18 protein-coding genes are annotated in these 20,981 nt (G+C 65.7%); 3 read left to right on the top strand and 15 right to left on the bottom strand.

The annotated features are described in order from the left end of the window. Positions 1-12: 12 nt before the first annotated feature. Complete coding sequence (locus WC729_RS04670) at positions 13-624, bottom strand: L,D-transpeptidase family protein (RefSeq protein WP_372850022.1); 612 nt, start codon at positions 622-624, stop codon at positions 13-15. 110 nt (positions 625-734) lie between these two features. Next, positions 735-1,541, bottom strand: coding sequence for an NPP1 family protein (locus WC729_RS04665; protein WP_372850020.1), 807 nt, complete (start codon positions 1,539-1,541; stop codon positions 735-737). A 511-nt stretch (positions 1,542-2,052) separates the two neighbouring features. Between WC729_RS04665 and WC729_RS04660 the strand changes: the two genes are divergently transcribed. After that, the gene (locus tag WC729_RS04660) at positions 2,053-2,628 is read left to right on the top strand and encodes a murein L,D-transpeptidase catalytic domain family protein (protein WP_372850018.1); all 576 of its coding nucleotides are present in this window, start codon (positions 2,053-2,055) and stop codon (positions 2,626-2,628) included. 34 nt (positions 2,629-2,662) lie between these two features. On the opposite strand, the gene WC729_RS04655 is transcribed toward WC729_RS04660, so the two are convergent. The 13 genes from WC729_RS04655 to kynA form a co-directional block, all read right to left on the bottom strand. Next, on the bottom strand, positions 2,663-2,806 hold the full coding sequence (locus tag WC729_RS04655) for a hypothetical protein (RefSeq protein WP_372850016.1): 144 nt from the start codon (positions 2,804-2,806) through the stop codon (positions 2,663-2,665). A 178-nt stretch (positions 2,807-2,984) separates the two neighbouring features. Continuing rightward, entirely contained in the window at positions 2,985-6,278 is a 3,294-nt protein-coding gene (locus WC729_RS04650) for a TonB-dependent receptor (protein ID WP_372850014.1), read from the bottom strand. Between the two features lie 190 nt (positions 6,279-6,468). After that, positions 6,469-7,533 (bottom strand): FecR domain-containing protein, encoded by a 1,065-nt coding sequence (locus WC729_RS04645; RefSeq protein WP_372850012.1) that lies wholly within the window; start codon positions 7,531-7,533, stop codon positions 6,469-6,471. 32 nt (positions 7,534-7,565) lie between these two features. Beyond that, on the bottom strand, positions 7,566-8,042 hold the full coding sequence (locus tag WC729_RS04640) for an RNA polymerase sigma factor (RefSeq protein WP_372851007.1): 477 nt from the start codon (positions 8,040-8,042) through the stop codon (positions 7,566-7,568). 87 nt (positions 8,043-8,129) lie between these two features. Continuing rightward, positions 8,130-11,030 carry a M16 family metallopeptidase gene (locus tag WC729_RS04635; RefSeq protein WP_372850010.1) on the bottom strand — a complete coding sequence of 967 codons (2,901 nt, stop codon included), beginning with the start codon at positions 11,028-11,030 and terminating at the stop codon, positions 8,130-8,132. A 188-nt stretch (positions 11,031-11,218) separates the two neighbouring features. Next, positions 11,219-11,626, bottom strand: a complete 408-nt coding sequence (locus tag WC729_RS04630; protein ID WP_372850008.1) for a RidA family protein — start codon at positions 11,624-11,626, stop codon at positions 11,219-11,221. Then, on the bottom strand, positions 11,623-12,036 hold the full coding sequence (locus WC729_RS04625) for an acyl-CoA thioesterase (RefSeq protein WP_372850006.1): 414 nt from the start codon (positions 12,034-12,036) through the stop codon (positions 11,623-11,625). The genes WC729_RS04630 and WC729_RS04625 overlap by 4 nt, the downstream gene beginning before the upstream one ends. Then, complete coding sequence (locus WC729_RS04620) at positions 12,033-13,205, bottom strand: acyl-CoA dehydrogenase family protein (protein ID WP_372850004.1); 1,173 nt, start codon at positions 13,203-13,205, stop codon at positions 12,033-12,035. Before WC729_RS04620 ends, WC729_RS04625 begins: the two co-directional genes overlap by 4 nt. Positions 13,206-13,207: 2 nt before the next feature. Next, complete coding sequence (locus WC729_RS04615) at positions 13,208-14,017, bottom strand: enoyl-CoA hydratase family protein (protein ID WP_372850002.1); 810 nt, start codon at positions 14,015-14,017, stop codon at positions 13,208-13,210. After that, a complete protein-coding gene (locus tag WC729_RS04610; RefSeq protein WP_372850000.1) occupies positions 14,014-14,775 on the bottom strand; it encodes an SDR family NAD(P)-dependent oxidoreductase in 762 nt (253 codons plus the stop codon). Before WC729_RS04610 ends, WC729_RS04615 begins: the two co-directional genes overlap by 4 nt. Then, positions 14,772-17,078: a bifunctional salicylyl-CoA 5-hydroxylase/oxidoreductase gene (locus tag WC729_RS04605; protein WP_372849998.1), complete on the bottom strand. Its 2,307-nt coding sequence runs from the start codon at positions 17,076-17,078 to the stop codon at positions 14,772-14,774. Before WC729_RS04605 ends, WC729_RS04610 begins: the two co-directional genes overlap by 4 nt. Continuing rightward, the gene (locus WC729_RS04600; protein ID WP_372849996.1) at positions 17,075-18,574 is read right to left on the bottom strand and encodes a benzoate-CoA ligase family protein; all 1,500 of its coding nucleotides are present in this window, start codon (positions 18,572-18,574) and stop codon (positions 17,075-17,077) included. Before WC729_RS04600 ends, WC729_RS04605 begins: the two co-directional genes overlap by 4 nt. Before the next feature lie 15 nt (positions 18,575-18,589). Continuing rightward, entirely contained in the window at positions 18,590-19,381 is a 792-nt protein-coding gene (gene kynA, locus WC729_RS04595) for a tryptophan 2,3-dioxygenase (RefSeq protein ID WP_372849994.1), read from the bottom strand. A 174-nt stretch (positions 19,382-19,555) separates the two neighbouring features. Here kynA and WC729_RS04590 point away from each other — a divergent pair, with 174 nt between their 5' ends. Continuing rightward, positions 19,556-20,032 (top strand): Lrp/AsnC family transcriptional regulator, encoded by a 477-nt coding sequence (locus WC729_RS04590; protein WP_372849992.1) that lies wholly within the window; start codon positions 19,556-19,558, stop codon positions 20,030-20,032. Between the two features lie 281 nt (positions 20,033-20,313). Next, a complete protein-coding gene (locus WC729_RS04585; RefSeq protein ID WP_372849990.1) occupies positions 20,314-20,937 on the top strand; it encodes a LysE family translocator in 624 nt (207 codons plus the stop codon). Positions 20,938-20,981: the final 44 nt, after the last annotated feature.

Below are 20,981 nucleotides of genomic sequence, written 5' to 3'. Positions count from 1 at the left end.
TCGGCTCGGCCGTTACGGTGCCGGGGCCATCCAGGCGATCGCCGATGCTGCGGCGCGGCGCGCTACGTCGAGCGGTACCATGCCGGGCGGCAGCCCCTGGGACGGCTCGACCAGCGTGTCGTTGAACAGGGGGTCGGCATAATCGTCCGTGACGATCACGCGCGCACCGAGTGCGGTGATGCTGTACAGCTTGCGCGCAAAGGCGATCGGGACGCGCACGCAGCCATGGGACGCGGGATAGCCGGGATTGCGGCCGGCATGGATCGCGATCCCGTCCCAGGTGAGGCGCAGCATGAAGGGCATGGGCGCATTGGAATAGATGTTGGAGCGGTGGTTCGCGTCCTTCTCCAGGATGGTGAATTCGCCGACCGGCGTGTCGAAGCCGGCGGCGCCGCTCGAGATCGGCGACAGCGCGATCAGCGTGTCGCCGCGATAGACGTAGACGCGTTGCAGCGTGAGGTTGACCAGGATGCGGATACCGCCGGGGCCGCCGGTGTCGTTCCAGATGAACTGATCGGGCTCGAGCATCGCCACCGCATCCGGGGTGAAGGCGGCACCCTCGCCGGCGTGCGCCGGCGTCGCAAAGCAGACGAGCAGGAGCGCGGCGGCGAGAGACCGGATCATGGTTAACATGTGCCGCAACTTTGTTCGGGAAGCGAGTTGAATCGGCGCTCCCCGGTGCCGATACCGCCGCACGGAGATGTGCGGCGATATCGGCATGTACCCGAACGAGATCAGCAGATCGTCGGGAAACTGGCGGGCTTGGATGCGCTCAGCGTCGCGCAGATCCTGTTGTCGTTGAAGTGGAACGCCGCGCCCCAATTGTCATTGTTGAAGAGCGACCGCAGCGCCGCGTTGTTGATCGCCCCGTCGCCGTACATCATTTCCCACTGGACCAGCGTCGGGCTCCACCAGACGCCCTTGTGGTTCTCGATCGCATCGTCGCCGCTGTTCGCGAAGCGGAGGACGTGCGTGCTGCCTCCGTCCTTGTGATAGACGATCTTCACGTTGCGCCGGGTCGAGTCCATGTAGCGGACGGCGGTATTGTTGCCGGCGAGAAGCTGATAGCCATGGTGCTGGCTCACCGCGACATCGGTGATCACCTTGTTGTCGATGTCCCAGTTGTCGTCGTTCTGGCTGATCGTCCAGACCACGACATTCTCGACGTCATGGCGATGCCCGCCGGCGTCGCACCCGTCACAGGCGCTGAGCGGCAGGACCTGATCCTTCTGGAAATAGAGCGAGTAGACCGTGCCGCAATAGACGCGGTTGCCCCACGAACCGCCGCCGAGCTTGCACACCGTGCGCGCATAGGTGTTGGAATTGTCCAGGTCGGACTCGTCACGGCAGCGGGCCTGCGGCGTGCCGTTGCGATCTTCCCCGGGGTTCAGCGCGCCGTTGCGGCCGATCGCGACGGAGGCATAGCATCCGTCCTTGTCGAAATCGAAATAGGGAACGAAGCGCGATGACATCGCGTCTGCGGCCCCGGCGAGCTTGGGCGGGGGATCCCCGGCCCAGGCCGGGCCGGACGCCATCAGCATGATGCCAATCGCACATGTCACGAACGAACGAAGAAATTGTATCATGGTGGATGTTCCCTGTCCGGTGTTTCGGGAGAAGAAGAAATCGGAACGATGCGATATCGTTGTCCTCCCGCGGTTCCGGAGGCTTTCGCCGTGCGATCCGGATATTCCATCCGGATTGACGGATGCCTCCAGAATGAAAGACGGAAGACGGATTGCCTTTCGGACAAAAGAATTTTGTTGCGATACAGTGTCATAAGCGTGGCTAATATGTTTCGGCGGCGGTCTGGCCGAGCATCCGTCGCAGCGAGAGCCATCCGTCTCGAAGCAGAATCCTGTGGACTTCCGGCCATCCGTCGAGCGATCTAGTCGCGATGAACACGGACGAACCGTCCAAGGGATGTGGATTCCGGTGAATTCGGCGAACCAATCTCGGAGCCCGGTCGAACGGGATGGAGAGGCGCCCTCGCGGCGTGCGGTCTTGCGGACAGGGCTAGCCGCCACGGGCGCTCTGACGGCGTCGTTGCTGGTGCCCGATCTGCTCGGTTCTTCCGCTGCGGCCGCCGGCGAATTCCCGCCGATCGCCGCGCCGCGCAAGGTACGGCCCGGTCTGCTCGGCCAGGCGCTGGTCGCGCTCGACCAGCATCGCGACCGGATCGAATTCCGCGACCGAATCGCCATCGCCGATTTCAGCGCGCCGTCTTCCGAGCCGCGCTTCTATCTGGTCGATATGCTGAACGGGGCCGCCACCAGCTTTCTCGTCGCCCATGGCAAGGGTTCCGATCCGGACCATAGCGGGTGGGTGCAGCGCTTCTCGAACGAGGAAGGGTCGCTGTGCTCGTCGGAGGGGGTATTCCTCACCTCGGACTATTATATCGGCGATCATGGCGCCTCGCAGCGGTTGATCGGCCTCGATCCGACCAACAGCAATGCCGAACCCCGCGCGATCGTCATCCACAGCGCCTGGTATGCCGCGCCCGAAATGCTCCTGTCTCAGCCGATGCTGGGGCGCAGCGACGGCTGCTTCGTGTTCGGCGAGGCCCAGATCGATTATGTGTTCGATCGGCTCGGGCCGGGCCGGATGCTCTTTTCCGCCAGGATCTGACGCGCGCCCGGCGAACTGCCGCGCGAAACCGGCGTCAGGCGATCGCGGAACGCCGCTGCGGCCGCGCGATGCGGAAGCTGTCGCCGATACCGCGCTGTTCTGCGCGCAGACGCAGCTTTTCTGCCAGGACCCTTCCGACCAGTTCGTGATCGGCTCTGAAATAGATCGTGCCGTTCATTGTCAGTCTCCGTTACCCAGTCTCGGACTCGGGTGAGTCGGGCGCTTCATCGTGATTCTTGCACGCCTCGACCGACAACGCGGCCGATTCGCGATTGTTCCACGATTCGTCGCAACCGAGTCGCGCCGCCCCATCGGGCGATGGGACGGCGACGATGTTCCGGGGACGGAGCCGGGTTTCAGAACTTCTGGTTGACGCTCAGGTAGAAATTGGCGCGCCGCGGGTCGCCGAAGAAGCTGTAGAAGGTGCCCGTGGTCGCGTTGATCAATGGCGAGCGATCGAAGACGTTGTTCACGCCGGCGCGCAGTTCGGTCTTGGGCGTTATCTTCCAGGTGCCCATGATGTCGAAATAAGCTTGGGATCCCATCTTCGCCGATCCCTGCAACAACTGCACACTATGGTCGGGATTGAACCAGTAAGGCCCGAAATAGCGGCCCTTGACCCCGAGGCTCCAGTGATCGGTCGAATAGATGATCGAGCCGGTGCCTTTCCATTCGACGCCGCCCGCCGCCCCGAGCATGCCCAGAAACAGGTTGGAGACCACGCCGGCCGACTGGAGCGGCGTTGCTGACGGCGTGGTCTGGACGGAGAGGTCGCGCAGCCACGTCGCCGCGGCCTGAAGGGAAAGGCGGCCCTTGCCCAGCGTCATGTCGTAGCTGCCGGCGAAATCGATCGCCTCGGACCGGACGGACGAGACATTGGCGGTCGTGACGTCGGCGAAGATGATCCTGCCCACGCCGTACTGGCCGAAATTGGCCGGATTGGTGTCGCGCGTGAAGCGCTCGGGATGCACGGCCAGGAAATCGTTGAACGCCTGTTGCCCGCCCGGGAGGTTGCCGTTGCTGATCAGCGACTGGGGCTGGAAATAGACATTGTTCTGCGTGATCCGCGACCAATCGACCGACAGGCGCAGACCCGGAAGGAAGCGCGGCGTCAGAATGCCACCAAGGGACCAGCTCTTCGAGGTTTGCGGGTCGACATCGGGGTTGCCGCCCAGCCGCGCCGGCAAGACCCGAAGAAATCCGAACAGATCCTCGCCGATGATCTCGTTGCCGCGCAGCGGATCGGTTACGTTGACGATCGCCTTCCCGGCGAGAAACGTCCCGGGAATGCCGGCGTCCACCGATATGACGGAATTGAGATAAGGCGGCAGATAGCCGGTTGAATAGGAGCCGCGAAACGCGATGTCCTCCGATGCAGCCCAGCGCAGCGCAACCGTGGGGTTGATCGAGCTGTTGCGCGTCGTCGCGAAGGCCGGATCGGCCCCGGCTTGCGGGCAGGGCGCGCTATAGGCGCTGGCCGGCAACGGCCCTGCAAAAATCGTCGGCGTGCCCGGGAAGCAATTGAGGAACGCGTTGGAGCCGACGCCGACATAGCGATCATAGCGCCCGGCGACCTGAAGCTCGAGCTCGTGGATCAGCGGAACATGATTGTCCTTGCCGACGATCGGGAAACGCACCTCGGCATAAGCGCTGTCGGTCCGTTGCGAGCGCTTGGGCGTGAAGCTGATCGACGAATTGGTGACGGTGTTGGCAAAGGAGGTATATTCGCCCTGGACCTGCTTGTCCTGCTCCACGAGGAAGGTCGCGATCGGCTTGCCGCCCCATAGCCGCAGCAAGGGCAAGGGCCCGGCCAGCTTGAGTGTATAGGAGCGCGAATAGGAGCGCGACGGCTCCAGCAAGCCCGACCTCGGGCTGTCGAGATAGCCGAACTGAACCGGAAACTGGTTCACGTCCTTCAACAGGCTGATGGTGCCGTTCGTCGTCCCGGCGTCCGTCGCCTGGTCGAAGGCGGGCAACCCGTCCGCCGCGGCATAGCGGCTCCAGTTCCAGGTCAGGTCGATCGCTGCCTGCCAGTCATAGGGCAGCTTGACGATCGCACCGGCCAGTGCCCGCATGGTCGTGCTGACATTGGTGATGGTCTTGTTGCCGGTGCTAATCGGCACCGAAACCAGGATCGACTGCATGAAGGGGTTGTCGATCGAGTTGGCCGGAAGCTGGTAAGCGCCGCCTGTGGCCGGGTTGGTCAGGTTGTTCGTCTCGTAGCGCGAATAGCCGAACTCGCCATAAAGGCTGAGCCATTTGTTGAACTCGCGCCGCACCGTCAGCGAGCCGTTGTAATTCTGGGTCGGCGTGATCAGCGGGGACAGCGTACCGTTGCCGGCCTGGCCGCTCGCCACCGTCGGGGAGAGATCGAAATTCTGCTTGCCGGCATTGGCGATGAGCGCCGCCACGCCATCCTGGGCGATCCCGCGAAAGCCGTAGGGGATGTAGGTGCTGCGCGCGCCCAGCGCCGTGCCGCCATATAGCGACTTGAGCACCAGATTGCTGCCGTCCGCGCTGACGATATTGGGCGTGGCGCCCGCTACCGGGTTGGTGATCGTTCTGAAATAATTCGGGGCGTTCGACAGCAACAGCGCGCGTCCACGCGCGATATAGTCGCGTTCGCCTTCATAGAGCCCGTCATTCTGCTGCCAGCCGCCGGCAACCGAGATACGGGTCTTGCCCCCCTCGACCGAGAAGCTGCCGTTCAGGCTCAGCCGCTTTTCGGCGGCGTCGAAACGGCTGGTGTTGCCATAATAAGCGGTCGCCTCGATCCCGTTATAGTTGCGGCGCATGATGATGTTGACGACGCCGCCGACCGCGTTGGAGCCATAAATGCCCGAGGCGGAGGAAGCGAGCACCTCGATCCGTTCGATCGCATCGAGCGAAATGCCGTTGACGGAGGACTGGCTGAACGCGCCGTCGCCGGTATTGGCCTGGGCGAAGCGCCGCCCGTCGACCAGGATCAGCGTGCTGGCCGAGCCGAGGCCGCGCAGGTTGATGAAGCTCTGGCTCTTGGTCGTGCCGACCTGAGTCGAATTGGCGCCGCTGTTGTTGGCGCCGAGATTGCTGCGAAAGAAATCCTCGAGGCTTGTCGCGCCCGACCTCAGGATCTCCTGCCGGCTGAACACGACATAGGGCTGGGCGTCGTCGGCGCTGCGGGGGATGTCGAGGTTGAGGTTCCAGTTGCGGCCGCCGACCACTAGGATGTCCGGGATGACCGACCTGCCCTCGGCATCGCGGCCCTGGGCGGTGTTGGCATCCTCGATCACGCGCCTGATCTTGGCCTGATCCTCGGATGAAGGTCCGCCGACCACATAGGAACCGTTCGGCGTCCGCTGGTGGCGCAGCGGCGTGCCCTTCAGCAGCCGGTCGAGTGCTTCCTCGACGGTGAAGGTGCCGCGCACGGCGACCGCGCGATGCCCGCGGACCCGATCGGGCAGGAAGGCGATTTGCACATTGGCCTGGCGGCCGAGCAGCATGAGCGATTTGGAGAGCGTGCCGGCGGGGATGTTGACTGGAACCCTGGCTTGAGCGGGCGCTGCCTGCGCGAAAGCGGTTCCGGCCATGCCGGCGGTCAGCGCGATCGCCGCAGCCCCCGCCGCGAGATAGTGACCGATATATGCGTGCTTGCCCCGAAATTGGGTCATCGACTTCGCCCCCTTTGAGAATCCTCTTAGTCGGGGACTTTTCCCTGCCCCCCGACTCGAGAACGCAAGCCGATTTCGAATCCACATCCTTATATGAAAAAAATGTGACGAAGGGGAGGTGGCGCCAAGTCACGCCAAGTCGGCCGGCGCCGCGTACGCCGGATTTATCCTGCCTGTTCTTTGGCTTACCTTACTTCGGTGCGCGACTCGACAGTGACAGTTCGATGCCACCCTGCGGTGTCGTCTTCGATTCGATCGGCAGGATCGCACCGACGGCGTCGACGAACCGGTCCGGCGCCCCGGTGCTGAACACGCCGCTGAGGTGAAGTGAGGCGACACCGTCATCGCCGAGCGTGATCGGCCGGCTCGAATAGCGGTTGATCTCCGCCACCGCCGCGCCGAGCGGCTCGTCGTCGAACTCGACGAACCCGTCGCGCCACAGCAGCTGGCGATCGACATCGACCGACCCGACGCGCTGCGGCGCACCCAGCGCCACGCTGAATTCCTCACCCGGCTTGAGCAGGGTCGGGGCAAGCGGGGCGGATTCGAAGGCGCGCGCCGCCTCGGGCGTACGATCGACCACCACGCGGCCCTCGATCAACACGACATTGACCCGGCCGGGATCGACCCGCACTTCGAAGATGGTGCCGAGCGCCGTCACTTGCCGGTCGGCCGCCTCGACCACGAAGGGCCGGGTGCGATCGTGAAAGACCTCGAACAGGGCCTGGCCGCGCAACAACCGGACGAGACGCCGGCCGTCGGTGAAGGCGATCGTGAGCCGGGTACGAGTGTTGAGCGTGACGGTGCTGCCATCGGCCAGCTTGACGGTACGGCGTTCGCCGACGCCGGTCGCATAGTCGGTCGGGGTGCCGCGCACCGGCTGCACCACCGGTGTCACGGGCGCCTGCGCGACCGTTGCCGGCCTGGTCGCCGGGACCACGGGGCCGGTGCCCGAGCGCTCGATCGTCACCAGCGTGATCGCGCCGACCAGGCTCGCTGCCATCAGCGCGGCGACTGCCTGGAAGCGGCGGCGCGGCGCCGGCGCGGCGTCGAGCGCTGCCTGGCGCAATGCCTTGAGATGCGGATCAGCGCCGAGATCGCTGTCGAACAGGCCCATCGCCCCGCTCGCCCGGCGATAGGCGTCGGCATTGACCGGGTCGGCGCGCCAGGCGTCGAACTCGGCCTCCTCGCTTGGCGAAAGCTCGTGCGCGTCGCGGCGCACCAGCCAATGCGCGGCGGCTTCGACCGGGGACATGCCGCGGGTGCGGGGGATGGCGCGCAATTGCATCATTCCGGTTCCACACTCTCCGCGAGGCGCGCGACGGCGCGCTCCATGTGCTTCTCCACCGCGCTGACGGAAATGCCAAGCCGCGCCGCGATGTCGAGATACTTCATGCCCTCAAGCCGTCTCAAGACGAAGATCACCCGTGTACGTTCGGGAAGCTCGAGCAGTACCGCGGTCGCGCGGGCCAGCCGTTCCCTTTCGAGAAGGACGTGCTCGGGCGAGAAATCCACATCTCCATGATTTCTCTCGTCGAATTCGTCATGCGCATCGGCATGGCGCGTGCGGCGGCGACGCAGGTGATCGGTGAAGACGCTGGAGGCAGTCTGGAAGACATAGCCGCCAAGATGCTCCACATTGGATACATCTCCGCGCTTGAGCAGGCGTTCGAACACCTGCTGGACCATGTCGTCGATCTCGGACGCGTCGCGCACCCGCCGTGCGAAATACCGATGCAGCGACGCACGAAAGCCGGCGTTCAGCGCCTCGAACGAGGCCTGATCGCCGGCTGTGTCGGGGCGAGGGGCGCGGGGTGTTACGACCGGCCCTCTCCCTTCATGGTGCGCGCGCTATTTGACATCGGCTTTGGCCGGGGCTTCGGGCGTGACCTCGGCCTTCCAGGCGGTGTCGGGCCGCAGATATTTCTGCGCGAGCGCCTGGATGTCGGCCGGGGTGATCGCCTCGAACTGGGGAACCACGGTCAGCGTCTGCGGGATATAATGCGGCCGGTCGACGATATAGGTGAGCTGGTTGAGCCACCAGCCATTGGTGTTCTGGCCGCGCTTGGCCGATTCCACCAGCGGTTCGCGCGCGCGCTTCAACTCGTCCGCGCTGATCGGTGTTTCACGCAGGCTTTTCGTGATGTCGTCCATCGCCGCGAAAAAGGCGGTGAGCTTTTCGGGCGCCGTCTCGGCCTGGACCGAGATGGTGCCATAGCCCTTGTAGATGTCCGAATAGCTCGCCGAAACCTGCGGCGAATAGGCGAGCGCCAGCTTTTCGCGGATCACGTCGAGCACGCGCAGTTTGAGCACTGCGGCAAGAACTTCGATCCGCCGCGCCTCGCCCAGATCCTGCACGACATCGGTGGCCGGCCAGGCAACGAAGCCGAGGCCCTGCTCCGCCAGCCCCTTGTGGGTGAAGTGGAGCGCTGTCGGTGTCGGAGCGGGGAAACGGCGCTGGTCGGCGCCCGGCGCAGGTGCCGGAGCGGCCGGCCGCGGCGGCAAGGCGCCGAAGGTGGCGGCGGTGACCTTGATCGCTTCATCGACCGTCGTGTCGCCGACCATGGTGATGTGGATCGGCCCGACCGACAGCAACGCCTTCAGCCCCGGCCGCACCGCATCCATCGACCATGTCGAGAGCGTCTCGGGCGGCACCACTGCGGTGCGTTTGTCGCCGCCCGCGAGCAGTTCCTTCGCCTGGACGCTGAACGCACCGGCGGGCAGCGCCAGCGTCGCCTGATACATCGCCGGATAGTTGGCCTTGGTCTGCTCGAACTGCTGGCCGCGATAGGCCGGATCCGTCAGATAGGCGGCCATCACCTGCATCTGGAGCTGCAGGTCCTCGCGCCGCGTGCCGCCGCTCAGCAGGAACTTGTCGCCCAGCGTGGCGAGTCCGGTCCCGACCATATGGCCGTTGAGCGACCGGCTCATCTGGTCGATCGTCATCTTGCCCAGGCCGCCCGATTGCAGGCCGCCGATCGTGGTGGCGCGCGGATCGAGCGTATCGGGCGAGAAATTCTGCTCGCCGGTGCCGGTCAGCAGGTTGATCGCGACCGAATTCTTGCTGAAGCTGGTCGGCTTCACCGTCAGGGTCACGCCATTGGTGAAGGTGACGACCGTCGTGCCGAGGCCGGCGACCTCATGGCGTTCCTTGACCATGCCTGGCTTGCCGAAATCGGTATAGGGCCAGGGCATCTTGGTCCCGGCGGCGGGCGCCGCGACCGCGACCGCGCGCGAACCCTGCAGGGCCGCCGCGACCGCCTTTTCGCCGCCTTCGATCTCGACCGGGGAGACCAGCATGGTCAGCGGCCCGCCGCCGGTGAAGACCGGCTTGATCGCCTCGTTCACCTGCGCCGCGGTCAGCCCCTTCACCGTCGCCTCGAACAGGGCAAGATCGGTCTGAGGCGAGGTGAACACCTGACGCTCGTTGACCGCGTTCAGGATATTGCCGGCAAGGCCGCGGGTATTGCGCGTCGGGGCGCCCTTCACCGCATTCTCCAGCGCGGTGCGATAGGCAGTTACTTCGCGCTGCAGTTCGGCATCGGACACGCCGTACTGGACCAGGCGGCGCTGCTCCTGATCGATCGCTTCGAGCGCGGGCTTCCATTTGCCCTGCACATATTGCGCCGTGATGGTTGCGACCTCCAGGCTGCGCATCAGGCCGGAATCGCTCGCGCTGGCATTCAGGAAGGGCGCAGTATCGGTACGCGACAATTCGGACAGCCGGCGGTTGAGCACGGCGAGGCCGAGATACTGGATCGTGTCCAGGCGCCGCTTGGCAACGGTATCGGCCTGAAGATCGGGTGCGCGGGTCCAGGCGAGCGAGATGCCCGAAGAGATGCCGGGTTCGACCGTGACATGAGTCTCCGGGCCATGCGCGGCGACCGTGCCGAGATCGGGATCGGGGCCGTCCGGCGCCTTGGGCTGCCAGTCGGAGAAGCTCTTCCTGATCTTCGCTTCCATCACCGCGACGTCGAAATCGCCGACCGCGATCATCGTCGCGCGGGTGGGGCGGTAATAGCTGTTGTAGAAATCGACGAAGCGCTCGCGCGGGGCGCTATTGATGATCTTCAGGTCGCCGATCGGGAAGCGCGAGGCGATTTTCTGCCCCTTGGCGAGCACGTCGAGCGTCTTGCGCGAGACGCGCAGGCCCGGCGAGTTGCGCAGCCTTTCCTCGCCCGCGATCACGCCGCGTTCGTCGACGATATCCTCGGGGTCCATCGTCGCTTCGGACACCTGCTCGCGCATCACGTGAAGCGCGGTGTCGACCGTCTCGTCATTGGTGCGCGGCAGCTCGAGTTGGTAGAAGGTCTGGTCGAAGCTGGTCGCCGCATTGAGATCGGCACCGAACGCCAGGCCCAGCCGCTCCAGGATGTTGATCAGATCGTTCTTCGGGATATGCGTCGTGCCGTTGAACGCCATATGCTCCATGAAATGGGCGAGGCCGAGCTGGTCGTCCTTTTCCATCAGCGAGCCCGCATCGATGCGCAGACGCAGCGACGCCTGGCCCGGCGGCGTGGCATTCTTCATGATCGCATAGCGCATGCCGTTGGGCAGGGTGCCGGTGCGGACATCGGGATCGGTGGGCACGTCGCTCGCGATCTGCGGCCAGGGCTGGGACGGCTGGGATTGGGTCTGGGCGGGTGCGGCGACGCTGGATTTGGCATCGGTTTGTCCGAGCACCGGCGGTGCGGCGAGCAGGGCCGCTGAAGACGCGGTGAGCAGGAGAAGCAGGCGGCGCGAACTCGACATCAATCATTCCTCCACAAGGTGTGCGATGCCCGTCTCGGTGCGAGCGTACGCCGTGGAGCGCAGAGATGGTTGCGGCTCCCCCACCCGAGGACGCGATGATAGTGGATTTCCCCATCTGTCCGATGCAATTTTTTTGTAACGAAGCGTCCCGCCTGTAGCGGCAGCGACCCTTGCAATGATCGTCAGCCCTAGCGCGCGATCGGCAGAACGGCCGTCGCTTCGATCTCGATCCTGGCGGCCGACTCCATCAGCGACGAGACGGCGACCACTGCCATCGCCGGATAGTTCCGCCCCATATGGTCGCGCCAGGCCGTCCCGATCTCGGCGAGCGAGGCCAGATAGGCGTCGCGATCGGTGATGTACCAGGTGAGGCGGACGATATGTTCCGGCCCGGCACCGCCTTTGGCGAGGATGGCGAGGATGTTCTTCAGCACCTGGCGGAACTGGCCGACCAGGTCGTCGGCCACGAGGCGTTCCTGCTCGTCCCAGCCGATCACGCCGCCGGTGAAGATCATCCGCCCCTCGGCGAGGATGCCGTTGGCATAGCCCTTCGGGCGCGGCCATCCGTCAGGGAGCAGGGTCTGGTGGACTGTCATGCTATGGTTCCCGAGCCGAGCCGTGCGCGCCATTGCTCCGGCCACGCCATGGCTTTTCCGTCGCCGTCCGTCAGGACCTGCACATAGGTCGCGGCAAAACGTGGCTCCCCGGCGCAGCTGATCGTGGCGGTCAGCCCGATCGACGAGCGGCCGGGATCGGCACCAGCAATCACGATGTCGAGCGTCTCGCCGAGCCGGCACGGCCTGGCGAAGGTGACGTGAAGGTCGACCGTCGGCAGGGCGAAGCCAAGGACGACATGCATATGCGACCGGGTGACGCCGATACAGGCTGCAGTCCAGTCCTCGATCGCTGCGTCGACGATCTCCAGCAGCCGCGGATAATAGCCGATGCCGGCCGGATCGCAGTGCGCGAAGCGGACCGGATAGGTGCCGCGGAATTCGGTGGTCATCGCGCCACTCCAGCATCGGCGAGGTGCGCTCGCGCGATCACGATCTTCTGGACCTCGGAGGAGCCTTCATAGATGCGCAGCGCCCGGATCTCGCGATAGAGCGCCTCGACCGGTACGCCCTTGACCACGCCCATGCCGCCGAAGATCTGCACCGCCTTGTCGATCACCTGCTGCGCACGGTCGGTCGCGAAGAGCTTGGCCATCGCGGCTTCGCGCGTGTTGCGCCGTCCCATCACATCGCGCGTCCATGCTGCCCGATAGACGAGAAGCGCGGACGCATCGACGTCGAGCGCCATCTCGGCCAGCTTGGTCTGGGTGATCGCATTGTCCGAGAGCCGGGCGCCGAACAGCTGGCGCGAGGCGGCCCGATCGGTCGCGTCGTCCAGCGCGCGCCGCGCGAAGCCGAGCGCGGCGGCACCCACCGTAGTGCGGAAGATATCGAGCGTCGCCATCGCCTCCGCGAATCCCCGGCCGCGCTCGCCGAGCAGGGCAGAGGCGGGAAGCGCCATCCGGTCGAAGCCGATGGTGGCGAGCGGATGCGGGGCGATCACCTCGATCCGTTCGACGATGGACAGCCCCGGCGTCTCGGACGGCACGATAAAGGCGGAGATCCCCTTCGCGCCCGGTGCTTCGCCGGTGCGCGCGAACAGCACATAATAATCGGCGATGCCGCCGTTCGAGATGAAGGTCTTGGCGCCGTCGACGACATAGCCGTCGTCGGTCGGCGTCGCCGTACTGTCCATGCCCGCGACATCCGATCCGCTGGCGAGCTCGGTCAGCGCGAAGGCCGCGATCCGGTCGCCGCGCGCGACGGCGGGCAGGTAATCGGCCTTCTGCTCTGGCGTGCCGAACAGGCTGATCGTGCCCGATCCAAGGCCCTGCATCGCGAAGACGAAATCGGCGAGCCCCGAATGGCGCGCCAGGGTCTCGCGGATCAGCGCGAGCGAGCGCACGTCGAGCGCCTCGTGCACCCCGCCATAGGCCGCGGGCACGGCATAGCGCAGCCAGCCGCCGTCACCGAGCTGGCGGACCAGCGTGCGGCAGGCCGCATCGACATCGTCGCCATGATTGTGGCCAAGGGTCGCGCTGCACCAGGCGTCGAGATCGCGCGCGAGCGCCCGGTGGGAATCGTCGAAGAACGGCCAGTCGAGAAAGGTCCGGTCGCTCACGCTCAATTGCCCTCGAATACGGGGCCGCGTTTTGCGGCGAAGGCTTCGAAGGCGCGGCGGAAGTCGGCGGTCTGCATGCAGATCGCCTGCGCCTGGGCCTCCATTTCGATTGCGACGTCGAGGCTGACCGCCCATTCCATGGTGAGTTGGGTCTTGGTCATGCCGTGGGCGAAGGTCGGGCCATCGGCGAGTGCGTGGGCCATCTTATTGGTTTCGCTCGACAAAATATCTGGCTCGACCAGGCGGTTATAGAAACCCCAGCGCTCGCCTTCCTCTGCCGACATCGACCGGCCGGTGAAGAGCAGCTCCGACGCGCGGCCCTGGCCGATGATGCGGGGCAGGAGCGCGCAGGCGCCCATGTCGCAGCCGGCCAGGCCGACCCGGGTGAACAGGAAGGCCGTCTTCGCCCGAACCGTCGCGATACGCAGGTCGGAGGCCATCGCCATGATCGCGCCGGCGCCGGCGCAAATGCCGTCGACCGCGGCGATCACCGGTTGCGGGCAAGCGCGCATCGCCTTGACCAGATCGCCGGTCATGCGCGTGAAGGCGAGCAGCGCGGGCATGTCCATCTCGGTCAGCGGGCCGATGATCTCATGCACGTCGCCGCCCGAGCAGAAATTGCCGCCGGCGCCGGTGACGATGACCACCTTCACGTCGGGCGCCACCGCGAGGTCGCGGAACAGGTCGCGCAGCTCGGCATAGGACGCGAAGGTGAGGGGGTTCTTGCGCTCGGGTCGGGACAGCGTGATCGTCGCGACACCGGCATCATAGGCCCAGGCGAAATGCTGCGGTGCGTAGGTTTCGGGATTCATGCGGCTTCCCCTCCCGCGACGATGATGGATTGGCCGGTGATCGACCCGCTGTCGGGATGGCAGAGCCAGGCGACGGCGTTGGCGACTTCGCGCGGCTCGATCAGCCGCCCCTGCGGATTGAACGCGGCGAGATCGGCGCGCGCCGCATCCGCGGTCCGGCCGGTCTTGGCGACGATGCCGGCGACGGCGTCCGCGACCAGATCGGTGTCGGTGAAGCCGGGGCATACCGCGTTCACGGTGACCGCGCTCCTGGCGAGCTCGGCGGCGAGCGCCTTGGTAAAGCCGATCGCGCCATGCTTCGCCGCGCAATAGGCAGTGGTATAGGCATAGCCCTTCACGCCCGCCGTACTGGCGATCGTGACGATCCGGCCCATTGGCGCCGCCTTCAGATCGGCCAGCGCCGCCTGGGTGCAGATATGCAGCGCATCGAGGTTGATCGCCATCATCGCCCGCCAGTCGGCCAGCGTGGTGCGCGCAAAAGGTGCGCTGCTGGCGGCGCCCGCATTGTTGATCAGGATCGCAATCGGGCCGTTGACCGCGCGGGCCTGATCGAACGCCGCCGCGACGGCCTCCGGGTCCGTGACGTCGGCTGACGCGACATGAGCGCCGATCGGGCCGGCCACGGCCCGCAGCGGCTCGATCCGCCGCCCGACCAGGGTCAGCTTCGCGCCCTCCCCGGCGAGGCGCCGGGCGATCGCGGCGCCGATACCGGTGCCGCCGCCGGTGACGACGGCGTGAATCCCGTCGAGCATGGTCATGCCTTTCCTTCCGCCATGTCGGCCGAGCGCTTCAGGGTGCGCGTGAGCTGGGTCTGGCCGTTCTGATAGGGTGGGGGAACATGGATTCCGCGATAGTCGAAAGCGGCGGCGGCGTGCAGCGTCCAATAAGGATCGACGAGATGCGGCCGCCCCAGTGCGACCAGATCGGCGCGGCCGGCAGCGAGGATCGCGTTGACGTGATCGGGCTCGAAGATGTTGCCGACGGCCATGGTCGACAGCTTCGCCTCGTTGCGGATCTTGTCGGCGAAGGGCGTCTGGAACATGCGGCCATAGACCGGCCTGGCCTCTGCCCAGGTCTGGCCGGCGGACACGTCGATCAGGTCGGCGCCCGCATCGGCAAAGGCGCGGGCGATCGCCACCGCGTCGTCGGGCGTGACGCCGGCATCCGCCATCCAGTCGGTCGCGGAGATGCGCACCGACATCGGACGCTCGGCCGGCCATACCGCGCGCATCGCGGCGAATATTTCGAGCGGATAGCGCAGCCGGTTATCGAGGCTGCCGCCATAGTCGTCGGTGCGGCGGTTCTGCAGCGGCGTAATGAAGCTCGACAGAAGATAGCCGTGCGCCGCGTGCAGCTCGACCATGTCGAACCCGGCAGCGACCGCCATCCGGGTGGCGGCGACGAATTGATCGCGCACCTGGTCCATATCGTCGCGGGTCATGGCGCGCGGCTGCGCATTGCCGGCGCTCCAGGCCGTGTCGGCCGCGGCGATCAGCGGCCAGTTGCCGGCTTCGAGCGGCTGATCCATGCCCTCCCAGCCAAGCCGGGTCGAGCCTTTCGCCCCGGAATGGCCAAGCTGCAGGCAAATCCGCGCCTCGCTGCGGGTATGGACGAAATCGGTGATGCGCCGCCAGGCCGCGACATGCGCGGGCGTGTACATGCCCGGACATCCCGGCGTGATCCGGCCATTGGCCGAGACGCAGGTCATCTCGGTGAAGACGAGTCCCGCGCCGCCCTGCGCCCGCGCGCCGTAATGGACGAGGTGGAAATCATTGGGCGTCGCATCGTCGCCCGCCGAATAGGTCGCCATCGGCGACACCACGACGCGGTTGGCGAGGGTCATCTCGCGTAGCTGGAACGGCGCGAACATCGGCGGCACGGCGCGGTCCGTCTCGGTACCGGTGCCGGCGCCGGCATGGAACCAGCGCTCGACGCTTTCGAGCCAGGCCTTGTCGCGCACCCGCAGATTCTCGTGGCTGACGCGCTGCGATCGGGTGAGCAGCGAATAAGCGAACTGGATCGGTTCGAAGCCGAGATAGCGGTCGAGCGTCTCGAACCATTCGGTCGAGTTGCGCGCACTGTTCTGGAGCTTCAGCACTTCGACCGAACGCTCGGCCTGATATTCCGCCAGCGCGGCCTCGCGGGAGAGGCCGGGGCGATTGAGCACCTCGGCCAGCTTGATCGCATCCTCGAGCGCGAGCTTGGTCCCCGACCCGATCGAGAAATGCGCGGTATGCGCGGCGTCGCCGAGCAGGATCAGGTTGCGATAGGCCCAGCGCTCGCACAGCACGCGGCGGAAATTGAGCCATATCGCCGCCCCGCGCAGATGCGCCGCGTTCGACATGAGGGCGTTGCCGCCGAGATAGTCGGCGAAGATCGTCTCCAGCCGCGCGATCGTCTCCGCCTGATCCATCCGGTCGAAGCCCAGGCCGGCCCAGGTTTCCGGCGCGCATTCGACGATGAAGGTCGAGGCATTGTCGTCGAACCGGTATGCGTGTGCCCATATCCAGCCGGCCTCGGTCTCCTCGAACGCGAAGGTGAACGCGTCGAAGTCCTGGCGCGTGCCGAGCCACATGAACTTGTTGCCGCGCACCTCGATATCGACGCCGAAATGGGGCGCGTACCGATCGCGCATCCGGCTGTTCACGCCGTCGGCGGCGATCACCAGGTCATAGCCGTTCCAGGCGTCGAGGTCGGGCGCCGCCTCCTGCTCGAAGTGCAGCCGGACGCCGAGATCGCGGGCGCGATCCTGCAGGATCGAGAGCAGGGTCTTGCGCCCGATACCGATAAAGCCGTGGCCGCTCGACCGGATCGTCTCGCCATGGATGTGCACAGCGATATCGTCCCAATGGGCGAAAGCGTCGCGTACGACCGCGCCGCTCACCGGATCATTGGCGATGAGGTTGGCGACGGTCTGGTCGGAAAAAACGACGCCCCATCCGAAGGTGTCGCCGTCGCGGTTGCGTTCGAACAGGTCGATCTCGCACGCGGGATCGCGCAGCTTCATCGAGATCGCGAAATAGAGGCCGGCGGGTCCACCGCCCAGGCAGGCGATTTTCACGACGTTTCTCCAGCCAGGGCGCGCAGCTTGAACCGTTCGATCTTGCCGGTCGCGGTCTTTGGCAGCGTCTCCAGAAAATGGACCTGCCGGGGGTATTTGTACGGCGCCAGCGACGCTTTCGCATGCGCTTTCAACGCGGCTTCCAGCGCCGGATCACAGCAGGTGCCAGGCGTCGCCACGACGAAGGCGACCGGCTTCACCAGACCATCGCGATCGGCCGCGCCGACGACGGCCACTTCAGCGACTGCGGGATGCTGCGCGATCGCAGCCTCGACCTCGAAGGGAGAGACATAGATGCCGTTGACCTTGAGAAGATCGTCAGCCCGGCCGCAATAGAGAAAGCGGCCCTCGCCGTCCTGGCGGAACTTGTCGCCCGTCCTGACCCATCCGTCGACGAACACGGCGGCATTCTTGTCCGGCTTGTTCCAATAGCCGAGCGCGCGTGTCGGTCCTTTCACGAACAATTCCCCGATCTCGCCGACGGGGACTGGCCCGCCGGCTTCGCTGCGCAATTCGAGGCGATAGTCGCCGACGGGCCGGCCGGTGGCGCCGGGGGTGATGTCGCCGGGGCGATTGGACAGGAAGATGTGGAGCATTTCGGTCGACCCCATCCCGTCGACGATCGGGACCCCGAACCGCGTCAGCCAGCGCCGGCACAGTTCGGCGGGCAAGGCCTCGCCGGCCGACACGCAGAGCCGCAATCGCGACATCGCCTCGGAGGGGATGCTCTCCTCCCCCAGCAGCGCGGCGTAGAAGGTCGGTACGCTGTAGAGGATGGTAGGCCGATGGAGCGCCATGCGGGACAGCGCCGCCGCCGCGGAAGGCCGCTCGGCCATCAGGATAGCAGTGGTACGGTGCCACAGCGAAAAGAGCACGCTGTTGCCGAAGCCGTAGCCGAAGAACATCTTCGATACCGAGAAGCTGATATCGTCCCCGGACAAATGCAGTACGTCCTCGGCGAACTGGGCGGGTGCGGCGATCATCGCGCCATGCGAATGCATCGTCCCCTTGGGCCGCCCGGTCGTTCCCGAAGAATATTGCCAGATGCACACGGCGTCCGCGTCGACCATCACCGGGTCGGGCACGGCCTGGCCGCCGTGGATGCCGGCGGTGGCATCGCCGATCACGATCCTGTCGGGAAGCGACAAGCCATCGAAGCGCGGCAGCGCGGCCTGCGACACCACCAGCAGGCCCGCGCCGCTATCCTCGATCAGATAGCAATAGTCGTCGGCGGCCAGTTGCGGATTGACCATGACCGGTACCACGCCGATCCAGATCGCGCCGAGGCAGGCGACCACGAAATCGACGCTATCCTCGGCACAGAGCAGCATGCGCGTGCCGGGCGCGATGCCCCGGGCGGCGAGATGGCCGGCGAAGTTTTCAACGCGCTTGGCCAGTGTGGCGCGCGAACAGGCGCCGGCATCGTCGATAAAGGCAATCGCGTCGCCATCGTCGGCGCCGCGCGCGAGCATCGCAATCGCTGCATTGACCAGCACCTCAGCTCACCCCGGTCACAGCCGGGTCCGGACGCTGAGCAATTCCGGGAAGAATACCGTCTCGAGCACTTTGGCGAGATACTGGACGCCGGCAGTGCCGCCGGTGCCGGTCTTGAACCCGATGACGCGCTCGACGGTCTTCAGATGGCCGAAGCGCCACAGCTGGACGTGATATTCGACATCGACCAGCTTCTCGGCAAGCTCGTACAGATCCCAATATTGCTTCGGGTTGGCATAGACCGCGGCCCAGGCGCGCTCGACGTCGGGCGAGGGCTGATAGGGCAGGGTGAAATCGCGCTCCAGGCGATCGGCCGGGATGTCGAACCCGCGGCGGGCGAGCAGGCGCAGGGCCTCGTCATACAGGCTCGGGGTGTTCAGCTCGGCCGCCAGGCGATCGTGCACCTCGGGCTCGGCGGTGTGGAGATCGACCATGCTCGCATTCTTGTTGCCGAGCATGAACTCGATCTCGCGATACTGGTCGGACTGGAAGCCGGAGCTGGTGCCGAGCCGACCGCGCATCACGGTGTAGTCGGCCGGCGTCATGGTCGCGAGCACTTCCCAGCTCTGGATCATCTGCGCCTGGATGCGCGCGACGCGCGCCATCATCTTGAAGGCCGGCGACAGATCGTCGGCGATCACATGCCTCCGCGCGGCGCGCAGCTCATGCAGGGTAAGCTTCAGCCAAATCTCGGATGCCTGATGGATCGAGATGAACAACAGCTCGTCATGGGCATCGGTGAGCGGCCGCTGGCAGGCGAGCAGGTCGGACAGGCCAAGATAACTGCGGTAGGTGACGGTCGCGTTCATCTGCCCTCCTGTGCCGTTTTCGTCTCTTGTCTCCGGCAAGGTAGTCGTACCGCCACTGGCCGCGACCATTGTTCGCGGATTCGCCTTTTGGGGCGCAGTTGGTAGAATAGATCACGCGATAGTGACGCGTGGGCAGAACGATGTTCTGCTGAACGAAAAAGACGAGGACACATCATGGATCGCATCGATCGGGACATCCTGAGCGCGCTCGAGGCGGATGCGCGTCAATCCTATGCGTCGCTCGCGGAAAGCGTCGGCTTGTCGAAGACGCCGTGCTGGAACCGGGTCCAGGCGATGGAGGAGGCCGGGATCATCACCGGCTACCGCGCCGATATCGATCCGGCGCGGATCAACCTGGGCGTCATGGCCTATATCCAGGTCATCATCGATTCAGCGCGGCGGGAGGCATTCGAGGCCGCGGTCCTCGACACGCCCGCGATCCTGGAATGCCATACGATCGCCGGCGACGGCGACTATGTGTTGCGGGTCGCGTGCCGGGACGTGGACGATCTCGACCATCTGCTGCGCTTCGACATCGTCGTCCTGCCCGGCGTGCAGCGGTCGTCCACGATGGTGTGCCTCAAGACGATCAAGCGGGGCGGGCGGGTGACCCAGGCGGCCCATGCCCGCGAGGGGTTTTCGCAGGCCTGACCTGGCTTGCCGGCGGGAACGTCCGATGCCGGAAACCTGTTTCGCGGTTGCCCACCGCCATTTCAGGATGTTTCGAGACTTTGCGGCATGCGGGCGGCCCGGGCACCGGTACGGCGACGCGCATCGAACGGCCGCCGACCCAACTCGGGATCGCGTCAACAGCTTGTTTGAGCCAATCCCGCAGTCAGGGTCACAATCATTCTATCTCGACGCCTGGAGTTGCGGCATCGTCGTTCGATGCAGGCGTGCAAATCAAGCGACGATGATGGGCGGTGCCTATGATGAGCGCCGCTGAGATCGCCCTCTTTGCGATCGCGTTCCTGGCGTTCGCCGCAAGCCCAGGTCCGGACAATGTCGCGATCATCGCTCGGTCCGCCGCCCGCGGTCCTCTGGCGGGCGTCAGTTACGGCGTCGGCGTTGTGGTGGGAATTCTCGTCGGCCTCGCCGCCGCCAGTCTCGGACTCGCTTTCGTGCTCTCGAAGTTTGGGTGGCTCGGACTTGCTTTGCGATATGTCGGCGCGGCCTATCTGATCTGGTCGGGCGTGAAGCTGTGGCGGAATGCCGATCACCTGATCTCATCGATGGATGAGCCGAAGGGCAGCCAGGACAGGAGCGGGCGGGAGATGAGCGGGCTTGCGGTTGGCTTCGCAATGAACCTGACCAACCCGAAGATGCCGATCTTCTACCTCGCAGTGTTGCCGCAGTCGTTCCTGGGCCAGCCTAGCTTCGCTGCCGCCGTCACGATCGCGATGGTCATCGTCTTCATCGAAGTGCTTGTGATCGGGGCGGCGATCGCGCTCGGCTCACTTGCTCGCTCGACCGATCACGTGCGCTCAGGACGGATCGCTCGCGCATCGGGGGCGATGCTGGTCGTTGCAGGCGTCGCGATCATTGCGCGAAGGTGACTGCGTATCCTGGAGTCGCCATATCGACCGGGCGATCCGATGAC

Source organism: Sphingomonas sp. (genome assembly GCF_041661825.1).
Classification (GTDB): domain Bacteria; phylum Pseudomonadota; class Alphaproteobacteria; order Sphingomonadales; family Sphingomonadaceae; genus Sphingomonas.
The sequence above is the reverse complement of the archived record's forward strand: the minus strand, read 5'-3'. Positions and strand labels throughout refer to the sequence as shown.

What these genes read in the sequence shown, in the direction of transcription:
- WC729_RS04670 (WP_372850022.1), bottom strand. Translation starts at nt 624, where the DNA reads ATGATCCGGTCTCTCGCCGCCGCGCTCCTGCTCGTCTGCTTTGCGACG.
- WC729_RS04665 (WP_372850020.1), bottom strand. Translation starts at nt 1,541, where the DNA reads ATGCTGATGGCGTCCGGCCCGGCCTGGGCCGGGGATCCCCCGCCCAAG.
- WC729_RS04655 (WP_372850016.1), bottom strand. Translation starts at nt 2,806, where the DNA reads ATGAACGGCACGATCTATTTCAGAGCCGATCACGAACTGGTCGGAAGG.
- WC729_RS04650 (WP_372850014.1), bottom strand. Translation starts at nt 6,278, where the DNA reads ATGACCCAATTTCGGGGCAAGCACGCATATATCGGTCACTATCTCGCG.
- WC729_RS04645 (WP_372850012.1), bottom strand. Translation starts at nt 7,533, where the DNA reads ATGTCCCCGGTCGAAGCCGCCGCGCATTGGCTGGTGCGCCGCGACGCG.
- WC729_RS04635 (WP_372850010.1), bottom strand. Translation starts at nt 11,030, where the DNA reads ATGTCGAGTTCGCGCCGCCTGCTTCTCCTGCTCACCGCGTCTTCAGCG.
- WC729_RS04630 (WP_372850008.1), bottom strand. Translation starts at nt 11,626, where the DNA reads ATGACAGTCCACCAGACCCTGCTCCCTGACGGATGGCCGCGCCCGAAG.
- WC729_RS04625 (WP_372850006.1), bottom strand. Translation starts at nt 12,036, where the DNA reads ATGACCACCGAATTCCGCGGCACCTATCCGGTCCGCTTCGCGCACTGC.
- WC729_RS04615 (WP_372850002.1), bottom strand. Translation starts at nt 14,017, where the DNA reads ATGAATCCCGAAACCTACGCACCGCAGCATTTCGCCTGGGCCTATGAT.
- WC729_RS04610 (WP_372850000.1), bottom strand. Translation starts at nt 14,775, where the DNA reads ATGACCATGCTCGACGGGATTCACGCCGTCGTCACCGGCGGCGGCACC.
- kynA (WP_372849994.1), bottom strand. Translation starts at nt 19,381, where the DNA reads ATGAACGCGACCGTCACCTACCGCAGTTATCTTGGCCTGTCCGACCTG.
- WC729_RS04590 (WP_372849992.1), top strand. Translation starts at nt 19,556, where the DNA reads ATGGATCGCATCGATCGGGACATCCTGAGCGCGCTCGAGGCGGATGCG.
- WC729_RS04585 (WP_372849990.1), top strand. Translation starts at nt 20,314, where the DNA reads ATGAGCGCCGCTGAGATCGCCCTCTTTGCGATCGCGTTCCTGGCGTTC.